The organism is Halalkalibacter urbisdiaboli, assembly GCF_002156385.1.
GTDB classification, from domain to species: domain Bacteria; phylum Bacillota; class Bacilli; order Bacillales; family Bacillaceae_D; genus Halalkalibacter_A; species Halalkalibacter_A urbisdiaboli.
The window spans coordinates 516,813-530,772 of sequence record NZ_MVJM01000001.1 but is presented as its reverse complement, the minus strand read 5'-3'; the positions used below and the strand labels follow the sequence as shown (position 1 = coordinate 530,772).

22 protein-coding genes are annotated in these 13,960 nt (G+C 37.4%); 10 read left to right on the top strand and 12 right to left on the bottom strand.

What is annotated here, in order from left to right; translation table 11 throughout:
* Window positions 1-76: 76 nt before the first annotated feature.
* Window positions 77-505 (bottom strand): GNAT family N-acetyltransferase, encoded by a 429-nt coding sequence (locus tag B1R93_RS02735; RefSeq protein WP_342587494.1) that lies wholly within the window; start codon window positions 503-505, stop codon window positions 77-79.
* Window positions 506-524: 19 nt separating this feature from the next.
* The gene (locus tag B1R93_RS02730; protein ID WP_088102447.1) at window positions 525-1,256 is read right to left on the bottom strand and encodes an esterase family protein; all 732 of its coding nucleotides are present in this window, start codon (window positions 1,254-1,256) and stop codon (window positions 525-527) included.
* 107 nt (window positions 1,257-1,363) lie between these two features.
* On the opposite strand from B1R93_RS02730, the gene B1R93_RS02725 reads away from it, so the two are divergent.
* Complete coding sequence (locus B1R93_RS02725) at window positions 1,364-1,915, top strand: phosphatidylglycerophosphatase A family protein (protein WP_088102446.1); 552 nt, start codon at window positions 1,364-1,366, stop codon at window positions 1,913-1,915.
* A 140-nt stretch (window positions 1,916-2,055) separates the two neighbouring features.
* Window positions 2,056-2,241, top strand: coding sequence for a hypothetical protein (locus B1R93_RS02720; RefSeq protein WP_088102445.1), 186 nt, complete (start codon window positions 2,056-2,058; stop codon window positions 2,239-2,241).
* 54 nt (window positions 2,242-2,295) lie between these two features.
* On the opposite strand, the gene fumC is transcribed toward B1R93_RS02720, so the two are convergent.
* Entirely contained in the window at window positions 2,296-3,687 is a 1,392-nt protein-coding gene (gene fumC / locus B1R93_RS02715; RefSeq protein WP_207634110.1) for a class II fumarate hydratase, read from the bottom strand.
* A 175-nt stretch (window positions 3,688-3,862) separates the two neighbouring features.
* On the opposite strand from fumC, the gene B1R93_RS02710 reads away from it, so the two are divergent.
* Genes B1R93_RS02710 through B1R93_RS02700 form a run of 3 tightly spaced genes read left to right on the top strand, consistent with a single transcriptional unit; the run spans window position 3,863 to window position 6,105 of the window.
* Entirely contained in the window at window positions 3,863-4,258 is a 396-nt protein-coding gene (locus B1R93_RS02710) for a GntR family transcriptional regulator (protein WP_088102443.1), read from the top strand.
* The gene (locus B1R93_RS02705; protein WP_088102442.1) at window positions 4,248-5,123 is read left to right on the top strand and encodes an ABC transporter ATP-binding protein; all 876 of its coding nucleotides are present in this window, start codon (window positions 4,248-4,250) and stop codon (window positions 5,121-5,123) included. The genes B1R93_RS02710 and B1R93_RS02705 overlap by 11 nt, the downstream gene beginning before the upstream one ends.
* Window positions 5,113-6,105, top strand: coding sequence for an ABC transporter permease (locus B1R93_RS02700; RefSeq protein ID WP_088102441.1), 993 nt, complete (start codon window positions 5,113-5,115; stop codon window positions 6,103-6,105). The genes B1R93_RS02705 and B1R93_RS02700 overlap by 11 nt, the downstream gene beginning before the upstream one ends.
* Window positions 6,106-6,150: 45 nt before the next feature.
* Here B1R93_RS02700 and B1R93_RS02695 read toward each other — a convergent pair whose 3' ends face one another.
* The gene (locus B1R93_RS02695; protein ID WP_088102440.1) at window positions 6,151-6,669 is read right to left on the bottom strand and encodes a DUF3231 family protein; all 519 of its coding nucleotides are present in this window, start codon (window positions 6,667-6,669) and stop codon (window positions 6,151-6,153) included.
* A 218-nt stretch (window positions 6,670-6,887) separates the two neighbouring features.
* On the opposite strand from B1R93_RS02695, the gene B1R93_RS02690 reads away from it, so the two are divergent.
* Complete coding sequence (locus B1R93_RS02690; protein WP_088102439.1) at window positions 6,888-7,736, top strand: manganese catalase; 849 nt, start codon at window positions 6,888-6,890, stop codon at window positions 7,734-7,736.
* 116 nt (window positions 7,737-7,852) lie between these two features.
* Here B1R93_RS02690 and B1R93_RS02685 read toward each other — a convergent pair whose 3' ends face one another.
* The 8 genes from B1R93_RS02685 to B1R93_RS22885 all read right to left on the bottom strand — a co-directional run bounded on the left by B1R93_RS02685 (window position 7,853) and on the right by B1R93_RS22885 (window position 11,767).
* Complete coding sequence (locus tag B1R93_RS02685; RefSeq protein ID WP_425348916.1) at window positions 7,853-8,704, bottom strand: MBL fold metallo-hydrolase; 852 nt, start codon at window positions 8,702-8,704, stop codon at window positions 7,853-7,855.
* A 178-nt stretch (window positions 8,705-8,882) separates the two neighbouring features.
* Window positions 8,883-9,359 (bottom strand): spore coat protein, encoded by a 477-nt coding sequence (locus tag B1R93_RS02680; RefSeq protein WP_088102437.1) that lies wholly within the window; start codon window positions 9,357-9,359, stop codon window positions 8,883-8,885.
* A gap of 145 nt (window positions 9,360-9,504) precedes the next feature.
* On the bottom strand, window positions 9,505-9,855 hold the full coding sequence (locus B1R93_RS02675) for a hypothetical protein (protein ID WP_088102436.1): 351 nt from the start codon (window positions 9,853-9,855) through the stop codon (window positions 9,505-9,507).
* Window positions 9,856-10,065: 210 nt separating this feature from the next.
* Window positions 10,066-10,497, bottom strand: a complete 432-nt coding sequence (gene msrB / locus B1R93_RS02665) for a peptide-methionine (R)-S-oxide reductase MsrB (protein ID WP_088102434.1) — start codon at window positions 10,495-10,497, stop codon at window positions 10,066-10,068.
* A gap of 3 nt (window positions 10,498-10,500) precedes the next feature.
* Window positions 10,501-11,025 carry a peptide-methionine (S)-S-oxide reductase MsrA gene (gene msrA, locus B1R93_RS02660; protein WP_245308172.1) on the bottom strand — a complete coding sequence of 175 codons (525 nt, stop codon included), beginning with the start codon at window positions 11,023-11,025 and terminating at the stop codon, window positions 10,501-10,503.
* A gap of 128 nt (window positions 11,026-11,153) precedes the next feature.
* On the bottom strand, window positions 11,154-11,315 hold the full coding sequence (locus B1R93_RS02655; RefSeq protein WP_088103378.1) for a YvrJ family protein: 162 nt from the start codon (window positions 11,313-11,315) through the stop codon (window positions 11,154-11,156).
* Between the two features lie 8 nt (window positions 11,316-11,323).
* The gene (locus B1R93_RS02650; RefSeq protein WP_088102433.1) at window positions 11,324-11,542 is read right to left on the bottom strand and encodes a DUF2922 domain-containing protein; all 219 of its coding nucleotides are present in this window, start codon (window positions 11,540-11,542) and stop codon (window positions 11,324-11,326) included.
* 18 nt (window positions 11,543-11,560) lie between these two features.
* Window positions 11,561-11,767 carry a DUF1659 domain-containing protein gene (locus tag B1R93_RS22885; RefSeq protein ID WP_165763710.1) on the bottom strand — a complete coding sequence of 69 codons (207 nt, stop codon included), beginning with the start codon at window positions 11,765-11,767 and terminating at the stop codon, window positions 11,561-11,563.
* 225 nt (window positions 11,768-11,992) lie between these two features.
* On the opposite strand from B1R93_RS22885, the gene B1R93_RS02640 reads away from it, so the two are divergent.
* The 4 genes from B1R93_RS02640 to B1R93_RS02625 all read left to right on the top strand — a co-directional run bounded on the left by B1R93_RS02640 (window position 11,993) and on the right by B1R93_RS02625 (window position 13,752).
* Window positions 11,993-12,328: a TetR/AcrR family transcriptional regulator gene (locus B1R93_RS02640; RefSeq protein WP_088102431.1), complete on the top strand. Its 336-nt coding sequence runs from the start codon at window positions 11,993-11,995 to the stop codon at window positions 12,326-12,328.
* Between the two features lie 50 nt (window positions 12,329-12,378).
* On the top strand, window positions 12,379-12,591 hold the full coding sequence (locus B1R93_RS02635; RefSeq protein WP_088102430.1) for a hypothetical protein: 213 nt from the start codon (window positions 12,379-12,381) through the stop codon (window positions 12,589-12,591).
* Window positions 12,592-12,603: 12 nt separating this feature from the next.
* Window positions 12,604-13,320 carry a FixH family protein gene (locus B1R93_RS02630; protein WP_088102429.1) on the top strand — a complete coding sequence of 239 codons (717 nt, stop codon included), beginning with the start codon at window positions 12,604-12,606 and terminating at the stop codon, window positions 13,318-13,320.
* 126 nt (window positions 13,321-13,446) lie between these two features.
* Window positions 13,447-13,752, top strand: a complete 306-nt coding sequence (locus tag B1R93_RS02625) for a hypothetical protein (RefSeq protein ID WP_133058595.1) — start codon at window positions 13,447-13,449, stop codon at window positions 13,750-13,752.
* The last annotated feature ends 208 nt before the right edge of the window (window positions 13,753-13,960 follow it).

Here is a 13,960-nt window from a genome sequence, read left to right as displayed (position 1 = left end):
TTCACACGCTAAAAAGCCTTACGATGAGTTATCATCGTAAGGCTTTTAAAACTAGTAGCAGACATTGTACAGTGTTTTATTGTAACTTTTTTTTCATCGTAACATGAGGAATACCTGCATCTAAAAATTCTTCGGATATCGTTTGGTAATCAAGCTGTGTGTAAAAAGCTTCAGCTTGACGCTGTGCATTTAATTTTGCCATTGTATACCCATTTCGTATAATTTCTGATTCAATGGCGTTCATCAATTTTTGACCGATGCCCTTTCCACGAGCTGTTTTGGCAAGGCAAATGCGTTCAATTTTTCCGAATCCGTTAACATAGCGTACTCTTCCGGCACCAATTACTTGATTGTCAGCATATACAACAAAATGAGTGGCTTCTTGTTCATATTGGTCAATCTCTTCTTCTTCCGGTACTTGTTGCTCTTCTACAAAGACAAGCTTCCGAATTTCATAAGCGTCTTCTAGCTGTTTTGCTGTATCAACTTTTTTAATTTGTATCACGAAAAAATCCCTCCACTATCTAATAAGGAATTAAGGTTGTAAGTCCTCTTTTTAAATCTTTTTGCCAATACGTCCAAGTATGGTTTCCATCAAATTCATCATATGTATAAGTAAAAGCCATCCTTTCCATTAACGATTGCAATTCACGGTTAGGAGTTAAAAAATCAAGAATGTGCCCATCGGTTGTTTTAACAGCTGTTTCCTCTTTTCCGATAACATGATAAATGGACAGGCTTTCTTGTTTTGAACATTGTTTAACCTCATCAAGGACAGTTTCATTTACGAATGGAGAATGCATCATCACTTGACCGAACAATTCAGGATTCCTTACTGCAGCAAATAGTGAAACGGTAGCGGCTAGCGAGTCACCTGCAAGTGTTCTACCTGAAGCGAGCTGATGTGTCGAAAATGTAGCATCTAGATATGGAACAAGTTCATCACAAAGAAAGCGAAGATAAGCTTCAACCTTTTCTCCATTTGGGTGATAACGTTTTCGTCTTTCATTAACATTAGGATAAGGAACACCGACAACGATAACGTCACGTATCTCTGCTTCCTCGATCAGTTCTTCTACTTGTCGCGGGATACGTCCAAGTTGAAAATAGTCATTCCCATCCTGGCAAATTAGTAAATCATACGTTGAAAGTGGAGTATAATTTGGTGGGGTATAAATAAGTAGTTTTTGGTCCTCACCCAGATGTTTACTAGTGATCGTCCTATCTGATAAAGTACCTTCATAACGTTTTACCATTTTTCAAGTCCTTTCTAGCCAAACTGTTTCTTTATTTTAACATAGGTAGGTAGAAAAGCACGACTATCGCAAATTATGGTAAAATATAGGGTGAGGAGGGGGCAGTTATGAAAAAACCAGTTCCGTGTAAAATTGTTGAACAAGCCGCTCGAAAAAAGCTTGAAGAGCGTGGCGTAACAATCAAGGATATCGCAAGTATTGTTTTTGATTTACAGCGTCCATATTATCCAAGTATCCAAATGGAAGAGTGTATTGAAAGTACGGATGCGGTCTTATGTAAGCGAGAAATTCAGCATGCTATACTAGTTGGAATTGAATTAGATGAACTAGCGGAGAAAAAGCAACTATCTGAACCACTTCAATCTCTAGTTGAATCAGATGAAGGATTATTTGGAGTTGATGAAACAATTGCCCTAGGATCGGTATTTGGATTTGGAAGCATTGCTGTAACGACGTTTGGTTATTTAGATAAACAAAAAGTTGGGATTATTAAAGAATTGGATGAACGAAAACCACAAATTCATACATTCTTAGATGATTTAGTATCAAGTATTGCTGCTAGTGCTGCGGCTAGGATTGCTCATCGGCTTCGTGATCGAGATGAAAACAGACGGTTAGATGAGATAAAAAAAAGAGAAACGGAAGATTTAATTGGATAAAAGAGAGAATGACATTCTTCTGTGGAGATGAACATCTTCAGCAGGGGAATGTCATTGTTTTTTGAATGTTAATTTGAGATTTGGTAAAAATATCGTACAATAAAAACAGGTGGAAACTAGTAGAAAGGTTAGGAAAAACGATGAAACAATTGCCGCGCTGGATCTATTATAAGCAAACATTTCGTTCGAAGTTTCAAGCTGGATGTATAAAAGCAAAACTTGAAGACAACTGGCACAACGGTTATGAAATTGGTCCACTTGTCGAAATCAAAAAGTTAAAAACAGATAAGTATGTAGTTCGCTATACGTTTGATGAGTCTATATAAGAGGGGCGTCGAAAAGATTATGGAATACCTTTTCGACGCCCATTTAAGGTTAATTTATTTTAAAGGACTGATCATATTTTGAGGTATTACAAGTGTATCAAATTGTTCTGCAGATAAAATCCCCAATTTTTCAGCAGCTTCTTTTAATGTAGTGTTTTCAGCGTAGGCTGTTTTAGCAATTAGTGCAGCCTTTTCATACCCGATATGTGGATTTAACGCTGTAACGAGCATTAACGAGTCATGTAGATGTTTTGTCATCGTTTCCTCAATGGCTTCAAGTCCTTCAAGACAGTTGTCGTTAAAACTCACTAAACCATCAGAAAGGAGTTGTAACGATTGAAGGACATTATAAATAATCACGGGTTTAAATACATTTAATTGGAAGTGACCTTGACTAGCAGCAAAACCAATCGTTGCATCATTACCGAAAATTTGTGAGGCAACCATTGTAAGTGCTTCGCTTTGTGTTGGATTTACTTTACCAGGCATTATAGAACTACCAGGTTCGTTGGTAGGAATCCGTAATTCTCCAATCCCAGAGCGAGGACCGCTTGCTAGTAATCTAATATCATTCGCGATTTTGAACAAATCTCCAGCTAATGCTTTTAAAGACCCATGGAAGTGGACAAGTGGACTGTGACTTGTCAAGGCATGAAAATAGTTTTCTGCTGTATGCATAGTGGTTCCAGTTAATCTTGTCAGTTCTTGAGCAACTTTTTCCCCGAAGGCTTCTGGGGCATTTAAGCCCGTTCCAACAGCCGTCCCTCCGATGGCCAATTGTCGGACGGGTTCTAAACTATCTTTAATCATCGTTGTGCAAAGCTCAATCATATGAACCCAACCACTAATTTCCTGCCCAAATGTTAATGGAGTGGCATCTTGAAGATGAGTCCGACCTATTTTGATAACGTCCTTATATTGATTTTCCTTTTTCTTCAACGTTTTGTGTACTTTATTCAGTGCCGGAAGGAGATGTTTCTCTACGTGGAGCAAAACAGCAATATGCATCGCTGTTGGGAACGTATCATTAGAGCTTTGTGAGCGATTGACATCGTCGTTTGGATGAACCTGAATAGTGGTCATACCATGTTGTTTTAAGTAGTCATTCGCAATATAAGCTAACACTTCATTCACATTCATATTTGATTGTGTACCGCTCCCTGTTTGCCAAACAACTAGTGGAAAGTGCTCACTTAAATTTTCCTGCAATACTCGGTTAGTTGCATATGTAATTGCCTCTACTTTTTTTTGTTCCAAATTAGATAAAGAACCATTTACATTGGCTGCGGCTTTTTTTAAATAAGCGAATGCTTCAATGACTTCAATTGGCATTTTTTCCTTTCCAATTTTGAAGTTTTCTAAGCTCCTTTGGGTTTGAGCTCCCCAAAACTTATTAGCTGGCACATGAATTTCTCCAATCGTATCTTTTTCAACTCTTATTTCCACAATAACATCCCCTTCTAATGGATTTTGTATCGTTATTATTAGAATTACACGTCTTCTTCATCCTTTAAACCCTATAAAAGAAAAAAGATTGACAATTAGGATAAAAATGGATAATCTAATCTTGTGCCAAGTGTACTATGTTATATAGTACATAATACAGTAAGGTGGTGAAGCCGTGTTCATAACAATTCAAGCAAAAAGTCAGCTTCCGCTTTATGAACAAGTTGTTCAACAAGTCAAGGAACTTGTAGCTAAAGGTATTTTAAAGGAAGGAGAACAATTACCTTCTGTACGTGAACTTGCGGGTCAAATTGTTTTAAATCCAAACACTGTTAGTAAAGCGTATAAGGAGCTTGAGCGCCAAGGGGTGATTATGACATTGAGGGGAAAAGGGACATTTATAGCGGAATCTTCTAACCGATTGGTGGACCCTGGAAAACGAGACTTAATTAAAGAGCAGCTTCTGCGACTAGTAATTGAAGCAAACTACGCATCGATAACAAAAAATGAATTTCTAACTTGGGTCGAGGCCGAATATAGAGCATTGGAGGGGCAAAAAGATGAGAATTGATCAATTAACGAAAACAATTCATGGCGAAACGATTATTGAAAAGATTGATTTTTCAATTGAGCCTGGTAAAGTTACCGGTTTAATAGGCCGTAATGGGGCAGGTAAAACGACGTTATTACGACTTATGGTTGGGATTCTAAAACCGAGCGCGGGTGATGTTAAGCTTGATGGTAAAAGCATCTACCAATACCCTCAATTAAAAGCAGATATCGTTTTTGTCCCAGATTCATCAGAGGCTCTAAAAACGTATACGATAAAAGAAATTGTCAACTTGTACAAAGCTATCTATCCAAAATTTGACCAAGAGTTGTTTTATCAATTAATTGAACAGTTTAATCTTCCTCAAAACGGAAAGATTAACTCATTCTCAAAAGGAATGAAAGCTCTCTTTGCATTAGTCTTAGCATTTTCAACAAGAGCAAAATACGTCTTACTCGATGAGCCAACAGACGGTTTGGACGTTATCGTAAAAAAACAGATGTTGCAGTTTATTGTTGAGGCAGTCGCAGACTATAACGTTGCTGTTGTTATATCATCTCATCGACTGGATGAATTAGAGTATTTAGCAGATTCCATTGTAATGATAAAGGAAGGAAAAGTGGCCTCATCTTATTCGTTAGATTCTTTAAAGGTTTCTTATAAGAAAGTTCAGGCCGTTTTTCCCGCAGGCTTACCAAGTTCCATTCAAGAAAAAACAACCATTCTTCAGCAAACAGGCAAAGTATTTATCCTTGTATTAGAAGGTGATTTACAAGAAGGGATGGAGATGATAAGGCAGGCACGCCCCATTTTTTATGAGGAATTGCCAATTACTTTAGAAGATTTATTTGTTGCCAAGCTTGGAGGGGATCAATATGCATGCTAACGCATTACTACAAAAGGAATGGAAGCAAGGTAAAATAATGCTTCTCATGGTGGGTCTATTACTTTTGTTTCATTATCCAATTAGAGCGATTATCGCTATTGAGGATTGGCGCGAAGCTATAAAACAAGACTATTTTATGCCACATTCTGTACCTGAATTTTTTGGACCGAGCATGCCTGGAATGCTTGCGATTATTTTTATCGTATTATTAGCGGTTCAATTTATTGGAACAGAGCGAAATACACGTAAACATGATTTTTCGTTTGCTCTACCCTTTTCAAGAAGATCAATGTTATTTACAAAATGGGCGCTCGGTGCGGGCTTTATTACAGTTTTCATGTTTGTTTTTAGTTTTATAGCGTTTTGGTTAATTCGTAGTTCTGAATTTTCTGCGCACTTAGAAGGTTATAACTTACTCTCTTTTGTATTACTTCCGTGGTTAGGATACCTTGCAACTTATACTTTTGCGTTGTTTATTGGAACGATTACTGGGGAAATGATTTCACAGATAGCGTTGACCTTTATTTTTATAGTTTTTCCGTTTGGTATTTTTGTCTTAATTAATCACTTTACTGACCTTCACTTTAGAAGCTACATCCATCCTCCAAACATCTTTGAACTTCTAATATGGCCATTATATGTGATAAAGCCCTACACCGAACAAGATTTAGCTACGTGGTGGATTCCAGCACTAGCGATAATTATATTAATTTTACTAAGTCAATGGCTTTATGAACGCAATGATAGTGAATACAATGGTGAATTTCTTATTTTTAAACAACTACAAGCATTCTTTCGTTTCGGAATATTAACATGCTTTGCTTTATTAGGAGGGATGATTGTTTCAGGTCTAGTACCCTATACATTAAGCGATACAACAAAAATCATTTTTTATTGGAGTGGAGCGTTTCTCTTCATGTTTCTTAGCTATTTAATGACTCGTCGATTATTTACGATGAATATTATGTTTAAAGGCAAATAATAGCGGTGCCTCAAAAGGTTAGTAAACCTTTGAGGCACCTTTTTGTTATGAATAAGCTGGTTCCGGTGTTCCTTGATGAAGTGGTGGGACAATCAACCAGCCTTTTTCTTTATTCAAACGAAGAGTTGAAGCGGCTAGCTGTGCTTTTTGAACATGGAATTGACCATACATCATTGCGATATCTTCTCTTGTACATTGTCCCATAGCCATACTACAAGCAGTAAGTCCTTGTGCAAGATCACGACTGACTGCTGCCGCAATCTCAGGATCGGTAAAACGTGCACCTGCAGGGATTGATTCGACTTGAGCTTTTGGTCGCTCAGGTGGTGCGGATGGTAATGCAACACCATTTTCCTTTAACAAAGTTTCAACCTCTTGGATTTCTGTACGTAATTGGTCAATGCAATTTTGTAACAGCTTATCTAAATCTCCATCCCCAGCGTGATTTTGGAATGTTTGGTACCCAGAAATCATTCCATTTGCACTTTGAAGAAAAGTCCAAGCTGAGAAAACTTCTCCATAATGCATTGGTTGTTGTTTTTGGTCGCCGCTTAAGATTCCCATGATAATCCCCCTAATTGAATTCATAATTGTTGGTCTCCTTTTTTCTTTACAGAAGGAATGCTTCTGTATCTCATTGACCATTAACTATTGTGTGTAAGCGAATATAAGACTTACGCGGTAAATGGTGTTAAAAACATTCAAAAAAATGGAATATGGCCGAGCGATAAAAGAATACGTTAAAGAGTCAATGGTTAAGTCAATAACTAAGGAGGAAGGATATGTTTTATCATTTAAATCAACTTCAATATAAAGCAAAACCTGAGCGTCCGGATCCAGTTTATGCTAAGAAGCTTCAAGAGATTCTAGGTGGACAATTTGGTGAGATTTCTGTGGCACTTCAGTATTTATTTCAAGGTTGGAATGTTCGGGGGGATGAAAAATATCGAGATTTGTTAATGGCTACAGGCGCGGAGGAGCTTGCCCATGTTGAGATGTTAGCAACGATGATTGCACGCTTACTAGAAAATGCACCAGTTGGTGATCAAGAGGTTGCTGCAAAAGATCCGGTAATTGGTGCAGTTCTTGGGGGGATGAATCCACAACATGCTATTGTATCCGGTTTAGGAGCCATGCCAGTAGATAGTGTGGGAAATCCATGGAATGCTGGATATATTAATGCTAGCGGAAACTTGTTAGCTGATTTTAGGATGAACTTAACGTATGAATCACAAGGCCGTCTTCAAGCTGTAAGGTTATATGAAATGACTACAGACGCTGGTGTTAAAGATATGCTCTCGTGGCTTATCGCACGTGACACAATGCACCAAAATCAATGGTATGCTGCAATTTGTGAATTAGAGGAAAAAGAAAACATCGTTGTGCCGAGTACATTCCCTCGCGAATTAGAAAAATCTGAGGTTGCTTATACTTATTATGACTTATCTGGAGGAAATGAAAGTCAAGCAGGAAGATGGGCTCAAGGTAGAAGTATGGATGGTTTAGGTGAATTTGTTTATGTTTCACAACCAGTAGCGTATGGAAAAAAACCTCGTCTTCGTCCCGCTCCCCTTTACACTCACAACACGGTATTACCGAATCCTCCACATCAGCCACCAAGTACGTTGTAAACCATCACAATTAAAGGGGCACCAAAAGATGATCTAAACAGATCCCTTTGGAACCCCCTTTTTATAAGAGTGGCTAAGCTTATTGCACCAATAAGGCTGAGTCACTCTTAGATTATTTATTGGTTAACATAGCGGCCATAATCCGGAATTGCAATTTGGTCGAATTTATTAGCTAGATTTTCCAAATTGTTTGTTAATTCTTGACCGTACATAGGTAAACCGTGTCCAGTTATGGCCAGTGATGGTGAGAGTTCTTGTAATGTTTTAACCGAATCCCAAGCGGCCTTCCAGTCTGTTGTTAAATAACGAGGAGGCCCACTAATTTCTTGCTCTTGAGTTAAAACTTTATACAAAGATTCCTGCTTAACAGTAACAAAAGCATCTCCAGCAATTAGAACATGATCCTTCTCGCGGTAAAAGGAAACATGACCAGGAGTATGACCTGGTGTATGAATCCATCTCCATCCCTTCATTCCTGGTATTTCATGATTATCCGGTAAGGCCTTCACTCGTTCCCCAAGTTGAATAGGTTCATTAGGAAAAAGGGACGACATTTTAGCAATAAGCCCCCCCTCTACGCTAGGATCTGGCTCTGGATAGCTTTTCCTGTTCGTTAAATAAGGGATCTCTAATTCATGTGCATAAATTGGAACATTCCACTTATCTGCTAACTCTTTCACAGCACCTACATGATCAAAATGGCCATGAGTGAGAATAATAGCACTTGGTGGTTGAACGGTACCAAATTCATTCTTCAATGCATCGATAATCATTTCTGTTGATTTTGGCATTCCGGCGTCTACTAAAACCCAGCCCTTCTCTTTAACTGGATTACCGACAAAACATACATTTACAATTTGAACATTTAAACAATAAACTTCGTTTGTAACCTTTTGACAAAGACCACTTGTGAGTGAAGTCATAGGAATAAAAGGTTGTTCAGTTTGAGCTTGCTTATGCTTTTCCAAAGAAAGCATCCTCCTTGATGGTTAGTTTTTGGGTGCGTACATAGTTTTGAACTCATGAATGAAAATATGTAAGAGGTTTATATTCAAATTAAAAAAATGTGGCTATAAATAGTGTGAAAATAATAATGCCCTTAAGCTAAAATTAGACATAAGGGCATTATAGAGAAAGGTTACTGACTTATAGAATATCTAGGTGAACAAGTAAAGCTAGTAAAATTTGTAAAAGAATTTGGATGTTTACACCAATTTGAGTGTCAGTTGTTGAGACATCTACGTTACGAGAGTTTTCGATGACGGTTTTCTGATAATTAACTTGCTTCACTTTAGAGTGTTGTAATAATTCTTGTGTGATTTTCTCTGCCTCTTGGCTTGAAGCAACGGCAATGCTAATTACAAGTGCGATTACAACTTGTAATGAAGCTTGAAGGTTAACAGCAGCTTTTGTGTCTGTTGTTGTTACAGTCACATCACAAGAGTCTTTAATAAGGATATACTCTTCGGAAAGCTGAAGTGTTTTATTTAACTGTTCTGCGTTTTGCACGACATCATCTCCTTCTTCGCAAACTTCTCCACATAAAGGGTGTTTTGAATTGGTATCAAGAGCTGACCACTTTGATTCTGCATTTCCATTTGAATAATAAACTTCTTGATTCATGCTAAATGCCTCCTTTCGGGTTATACTTCAACCTATGTTAGTTTAGGAATTTTGGAATGGACAAATGTCTTAGGGCGTTCACATATATTTATAAACGAAGTTCATTTACTAAAAAAAACCACCTTTATCAGGTGGTTTCAAACTACTATACACGGCGGTTCTTAGTAAAAGTTTTTGCATATTGAACGTTATTCGGATCTTGGAAAAACTTTTTCTTCTTTGGTCGTGTTACCGGACGTGAGTGTGGCTGTTCTTGAAGTTTGACAGATGCCTCACTTGGTCTTTCTGCATTTGTTTGTTGTTTTGGAAAGTCTCGTTCACTTACTTGTTTTTGTTGATTCTCTAAAAAACGTTCAACCTCTGACTGAATATTACCAACAACCTCTTTAATTTTTTCTTTTTGCTCTCTTGATAACTCTTCTGAAGGCTTAACATCATGTTTATTTAAAACTTTTCCAACAACCATGTCAATCAAATGCTTCTGGTGTTGTTCCACTCGGATCACATTCCTTTCTTATACAAACTTACAATGTGTGGCATTAATATGCTATGTGTACGAGTAAGAACAGGTGATAGGTGAAATGCTGAATTCTCGTAAAGAATAAAAGGCTGAGCTGAGGGCATTGAAAAAGGGTGCTTTTCCTTTTTCGATGCCCTTTGGTTTTTCCCTTTTTCAGTCGCTTCGCTGAGCTCAGCTTTTTTGATCTTATTCAAATAGTTTAAGAAACGCACCGTATCCTTCGTTTTCTAAGTTTTCCTTTGGAATAAACTTTAGGGAGGCTGAGTTAATACAATATCTTAATCCAGTCGGTGCGGGACCATCATTAAAGACATGACCTAAATGAGAATCGGCTTCCTTACTTCGTACTTCAGTTCTTATCATAAAATGACTTCGATCTTCTTTTTCAACAATCTCATCTTCATAAATCGGCTTTGTGAAGCTAGGCCACCCACATCCGGCATCATATTTATCTTTGGAACTAAATAAAGGCTTACCTGAAACGATATCGACGTAAATCCCCTCATCCTCGAGGGCGTAATATTCGTTTTTAAAAGGTGGCTCGGTTGCATTATTTTGTGTCACTTCATATTGAAGAGGCGTTAATTTAACACGTAGGTTATCATTTTCTTTACTCATCGGCTACCTCCAAAATTTTTGAATAAAGGTGTCCCTACCTGAACCTTTGCGGTACATCTCATAGCGTAAGGGGTTTTTTTGATAATAATCTTGATGATAATTTTCAGCTGGATAAAATGTTTTAGCTGGTAGGATGGCTGTGACAATTGGCTTGGAGAATCGTTTGCTTTCTGCTAATTTTTCTTTTGATAATTCTGCAGCAGCCTTTTGTCGGCCTGTGTGATAAAAAATCGCAGTACGATAAGATTCCCCGCGGTCAAAAAATTGACCACCCGGATCAGTAGGATCAATTTGTTGCCAGAAAATATCGAGCAATTTTTCAAATGGAAAAATATCGGGGTTATACGTAATTTGTACAGCTTCATAATGACCAGTTGTCTCGGAGCATACTTTTTCATAGGTTGGGTTCTCAACATGCCCACCGGTATAACCAGATACAACACGCTCTATTCCCTCATATTGATCAAAAGGTTTAACCATACACCAAAAACATCCACCTGCAAACGTTGCATTTTCTAAATTAGACAAATTTTTTTCACCCTTTCATAACATAGAAGGAGATGTATCCGTATTATAGCATGTTCATCATTAACAGCAAAAAAATAAAGAAAAGGGTGTTCAATAAGGGATAACCCTTATTTGAACACCCTTCTCTCTTATAAACGATTCATTTTATTCATATGTGGTCGGTAGGATTCTGATAGATTTTCAACGGCTTCTGTCACGCGGTCTAGTTTCTTTTCTAAGCGATGAAGTAGATATAGAGTGACCATAATGGGAAAACCATATTCACCTATCAGTGGAATCCAAAGTTCAATGGGATTCATTACGGTAGATTGATGTCTTCAACATTTCTTTCGACAATTCTCGCTCCACGAATAGTTTCAATTTCGCCTCCGCTAGAAAGAAAGGCAGCATTTTCAATAATCGTGGACATGACCGTTTGAACCTCACTCCCATTGACAGGTTCTACGGGATCATCAAGTGAAATCGTAACAAGACGTCCTTCCGTGTTCTCAAAAAGAAGTTCAAGTTTTTTGCTCATTTTGCATCACCTTGTCCTTTAGTTTAATGAATAGCTATTGGTACGAGTAACAGAATCGAGTGAATGTACTTGAAGAGATTGAAGAGCATTTACTACTGCGACTAGTGATTCATCTGTCGCATCACCCTTCACATTAGTAAAGCTTTTAGAGCGAATAATATTTTCGCCATTTTCATTGACACCAGTTATAAAATTTAAGGTTAAGCGTGTTTGTTGTCCGTTCATGTTCTCACCTCCTTCGTTATATATATAGATATGAGGAGTAATAAACGAGGAGAAAGATGAGAAAAAAGTTTGAAAAAAAGTTACTAGGGTGAAGATGTAAAGAAAGGAATAGCAAACAGTATAGTGTGTTGTCCACATTGATAAAAGACATTGAAGTTTCATAAAAGGGGAAGTGGGAGTATGATATACTAGCAAATAGAAAAAGTTAGAAACAGGTGGAGAAGAATGACAATCCAAACAATTAAACAAGTTGCGCTGGCCTTATTTGCTGAAAAGGGCTATGAAGGTACCTCACTTTCTGAAATTGCAGCAGGAGTAGGGATTAAGAAGCCTTCAATTTATGCTCATTTTTCGAGCAAAGATCATTTGTACATATCAGTGTTTGAAGATGTTTTCTACCGGTACATAAGTCTATTAGAAGATGCATATAAGCAAATGGGGCACTTGCCCCCTGAGCAAAAACTCTATACTTATTTATTAACAACTTGTAAACATATAGCTCGTCATAAAATGGAATTGACCTTGTTTAAACGAACCATTTTTTTCCGCCTACTCATTTAAAAGAACAGATAGTAAAGAAAACGCTTGAATTTGAACAATTTCAATATTCAATGCTCGAACGAATTTTTGAGGAAGCGATTGAAGCAGGACTAATTCAAAAAAGACCAATTGAAGAACTCATTGCTAGCTTTTATTGCATTTTAGATGGGAACGTGTTTCAAATGTTTTTTTATCATGATCAGGGTTACGAAAAAAGGTTGAAAATAGTCTGGAATACGTTTTGGTTAGGTTTAATCAATGAAAAGCTAAAGTCAACAGTTTAAGAGGTGTTTAAGATGAAAGGATTAAAGTTAGGATGTCTATTACTTATAATCATCATTATTTCTGCGTGTGGAAGTAATGAAAAGAATAGTGGGGGACAGATGGAACTTGTTCAGCCAATTGAGGTGGAAGTTGACTCAGTAGAAAAGGCTGAAGTTGGTGAGAATATTACGATTACAAGTGTAATTAGCCAAGGTGAGGAAGTAGTCGAGGATGCAAATGAAGTCATGTATGAAGTTTGGAAGGAAGAAGATAAGGGTAGTAGCGTTATGCTAGAGCCAAGTGAGATAGAAGGCCATATCTATCGTTTGCATCATACCTTTGATGAAGCTGGTTTATATCACATTCAAGTTCATGTGACAGCAAGAGAGATGCACCGGATGCCAACTATAAAAATCCAAGTTGGGGAGAAAGAAGAAGTGGAAACAAAGAATCCACACGAGCATGAACATTCCCACCAACACCATAATCAGGTTAAGATTCTTATTGAATTAGTTGAAGATTTACGGCTTTCAGTACAGGTTGAGGACGAGCCATTTCTAGCGAATCATATCACACTTGAATTATGGAAAGAAGGGCAAGAGCAACACCAATGGATTGATGTTAAGATGACTGAACCCGGAATCTATATATTAAAGGATGTAGAAACGTTTTCTGGCACATATAACGTCATTGTCCATGCTCAAGATGAGAACGTACACGAACATCATGAAACAATTATAGAATTTTAATTTTGTGAAGGAGGCTGTGCCAAAAGGTTGTTTTTTAACCTTTTGGCACAGCCTTCATGCAATGAGCGTAGTCGCTATCTTTTAAAAGCCTTACAGATACAGATAGTGATAAGAACAAGGAAAGTCGTGGTTCCACGTATTAATGCGGCTGTTATGGTCGTCACTGTTGTTGTCACTCATAACCTAGCAATTGGTGTATTTGCAGGTGTAATCTTAAGTGGGATATTCTTTGCATCTATTAGTGAGTTAATTTATCAATTTGATTATAAGACAGATGCTAATCAAGTTATTATTGATTTACGTGAAGCTCATCTTGGGATGATTCAGCAGTTGGTGCAATTGAAAAAATCAAAGTCAAATTTGAGCAAAAATAATATCGATGTAACAATTGATGGTATAAATTCAGACAGCTCTCGTTTAATGAAAAAATGAGCGGAGTCAGCTCTGGACATTAATATTATGACTGATAAGGGTGTTGCAGGTTTGTTCATTGCAGCACCCTCTTTTCATTTCTTATGTAGCTAGTCATTAGTTGTAAAGCATATAGATCGACAATAAAATTCGTTGAAAATGAAGGATTTTCACGAAAGCTAGGGAATAGTAACTGGAAAGCGATTTTTTTAGGGAAGAGGAGAGTAGG

Bases quoted from the DNA above. Each gene is read 5' to 3' on its own strand.
- B1R93_RS02730 (WP_088102447.1), bottom strand. From the start codon at position 1,256: ATGGTAAAACGTTATGAAGGTACTTTATCAGATAGGACGATCACTAGT.
- B1R93_RS02725 (WP_088102446.1), top strand. From the start codon at position 1,364: ATGAAAAAACCAGTTCCGTGTAAAATTGTTGAACAAGCCGCTCGAAAA.
- B1R93_RS02720 (WP_088102445.1), top strand. From the start codon at position 2,056: ATGAAACAATTGCCGCGCTGGATCTATTATAAGCAAACATTTCGTTCG.
- B1R93_RS02705 (WP_088102442.1), top strand. From the start codon at position 4,248: ATGAGAATTGATCAATTAACGAAAACAATTCATGGCGAAACGATTATT.
- B1R93_RS02700 (WP_088102441.1), top strand. From the start codon at position 5,113: ATGCATGCTAACGCATTACTACAAAAGGAATGGAAGCAAGGTAAAATA.
- B1R93_RS02695 (WP_088102440.1), bottom strand. From the start codon at position 6,669: ATGGGAATCTTAAGCGGCGACCAAAAACAACAACCAATGCATTATGGA.
- B1R93_RS02690 (WP_088102439.1), top strand. From the start codon at position 6,888: ATGTTTTATCATTTAAATCAACTTCAATATAAAGCAAAACCTGAGCGT.
- B1R93_RS02680 (WP_088102437.1), bottom strand. From the start codon at position 9,359: ATGAATCAAGAAGTTTATTATTCAAATGGAAATGCAGAATCAAAGTGG.
- msrB (WP_088102434.1), bottom strand. From the start codon at position 10,497: ATGAGTAAAGAAAATGATAACCTACGTGTTAAATTAACGCCTCTTCAA.
- B1R93_RS02650 (WP_088102433.1), bottom strand. From the start codon at position 11,542: ATGAGCAAAAAACTTGAACTTCTTTTTGAGAACACGGAAGGACGTCTT.
- B1R93_RS22885 (WP_165763710.1), bottom strand. From the start codon at position 11,767: ATGAACGGACAACAAACACGCTTAACCTTAAATTTTATAACTGGTGTC.
- B1R93_RS02640 (WP_088102431.1), top strand. From the start codon at position 11,993: ATGACAATCCAAACAATTAAACAAGTTGCGCTGGCCTTATTTGCTGAA.
- B1R93_RS02635 (WP_088102430.1), top strand. From the start codon at position 12,379: ATGCTCGAACGAATTTTTGAGGAAGCGATTGAAGCAGGACTAATTCAA.
- B1R93_RS02630 (WP_088102429.1), top strand. From the start codon at position 12,604: ATGAAAGGATTAAAGTTAGGATGTCTATTACTTATAATCATCATTATT.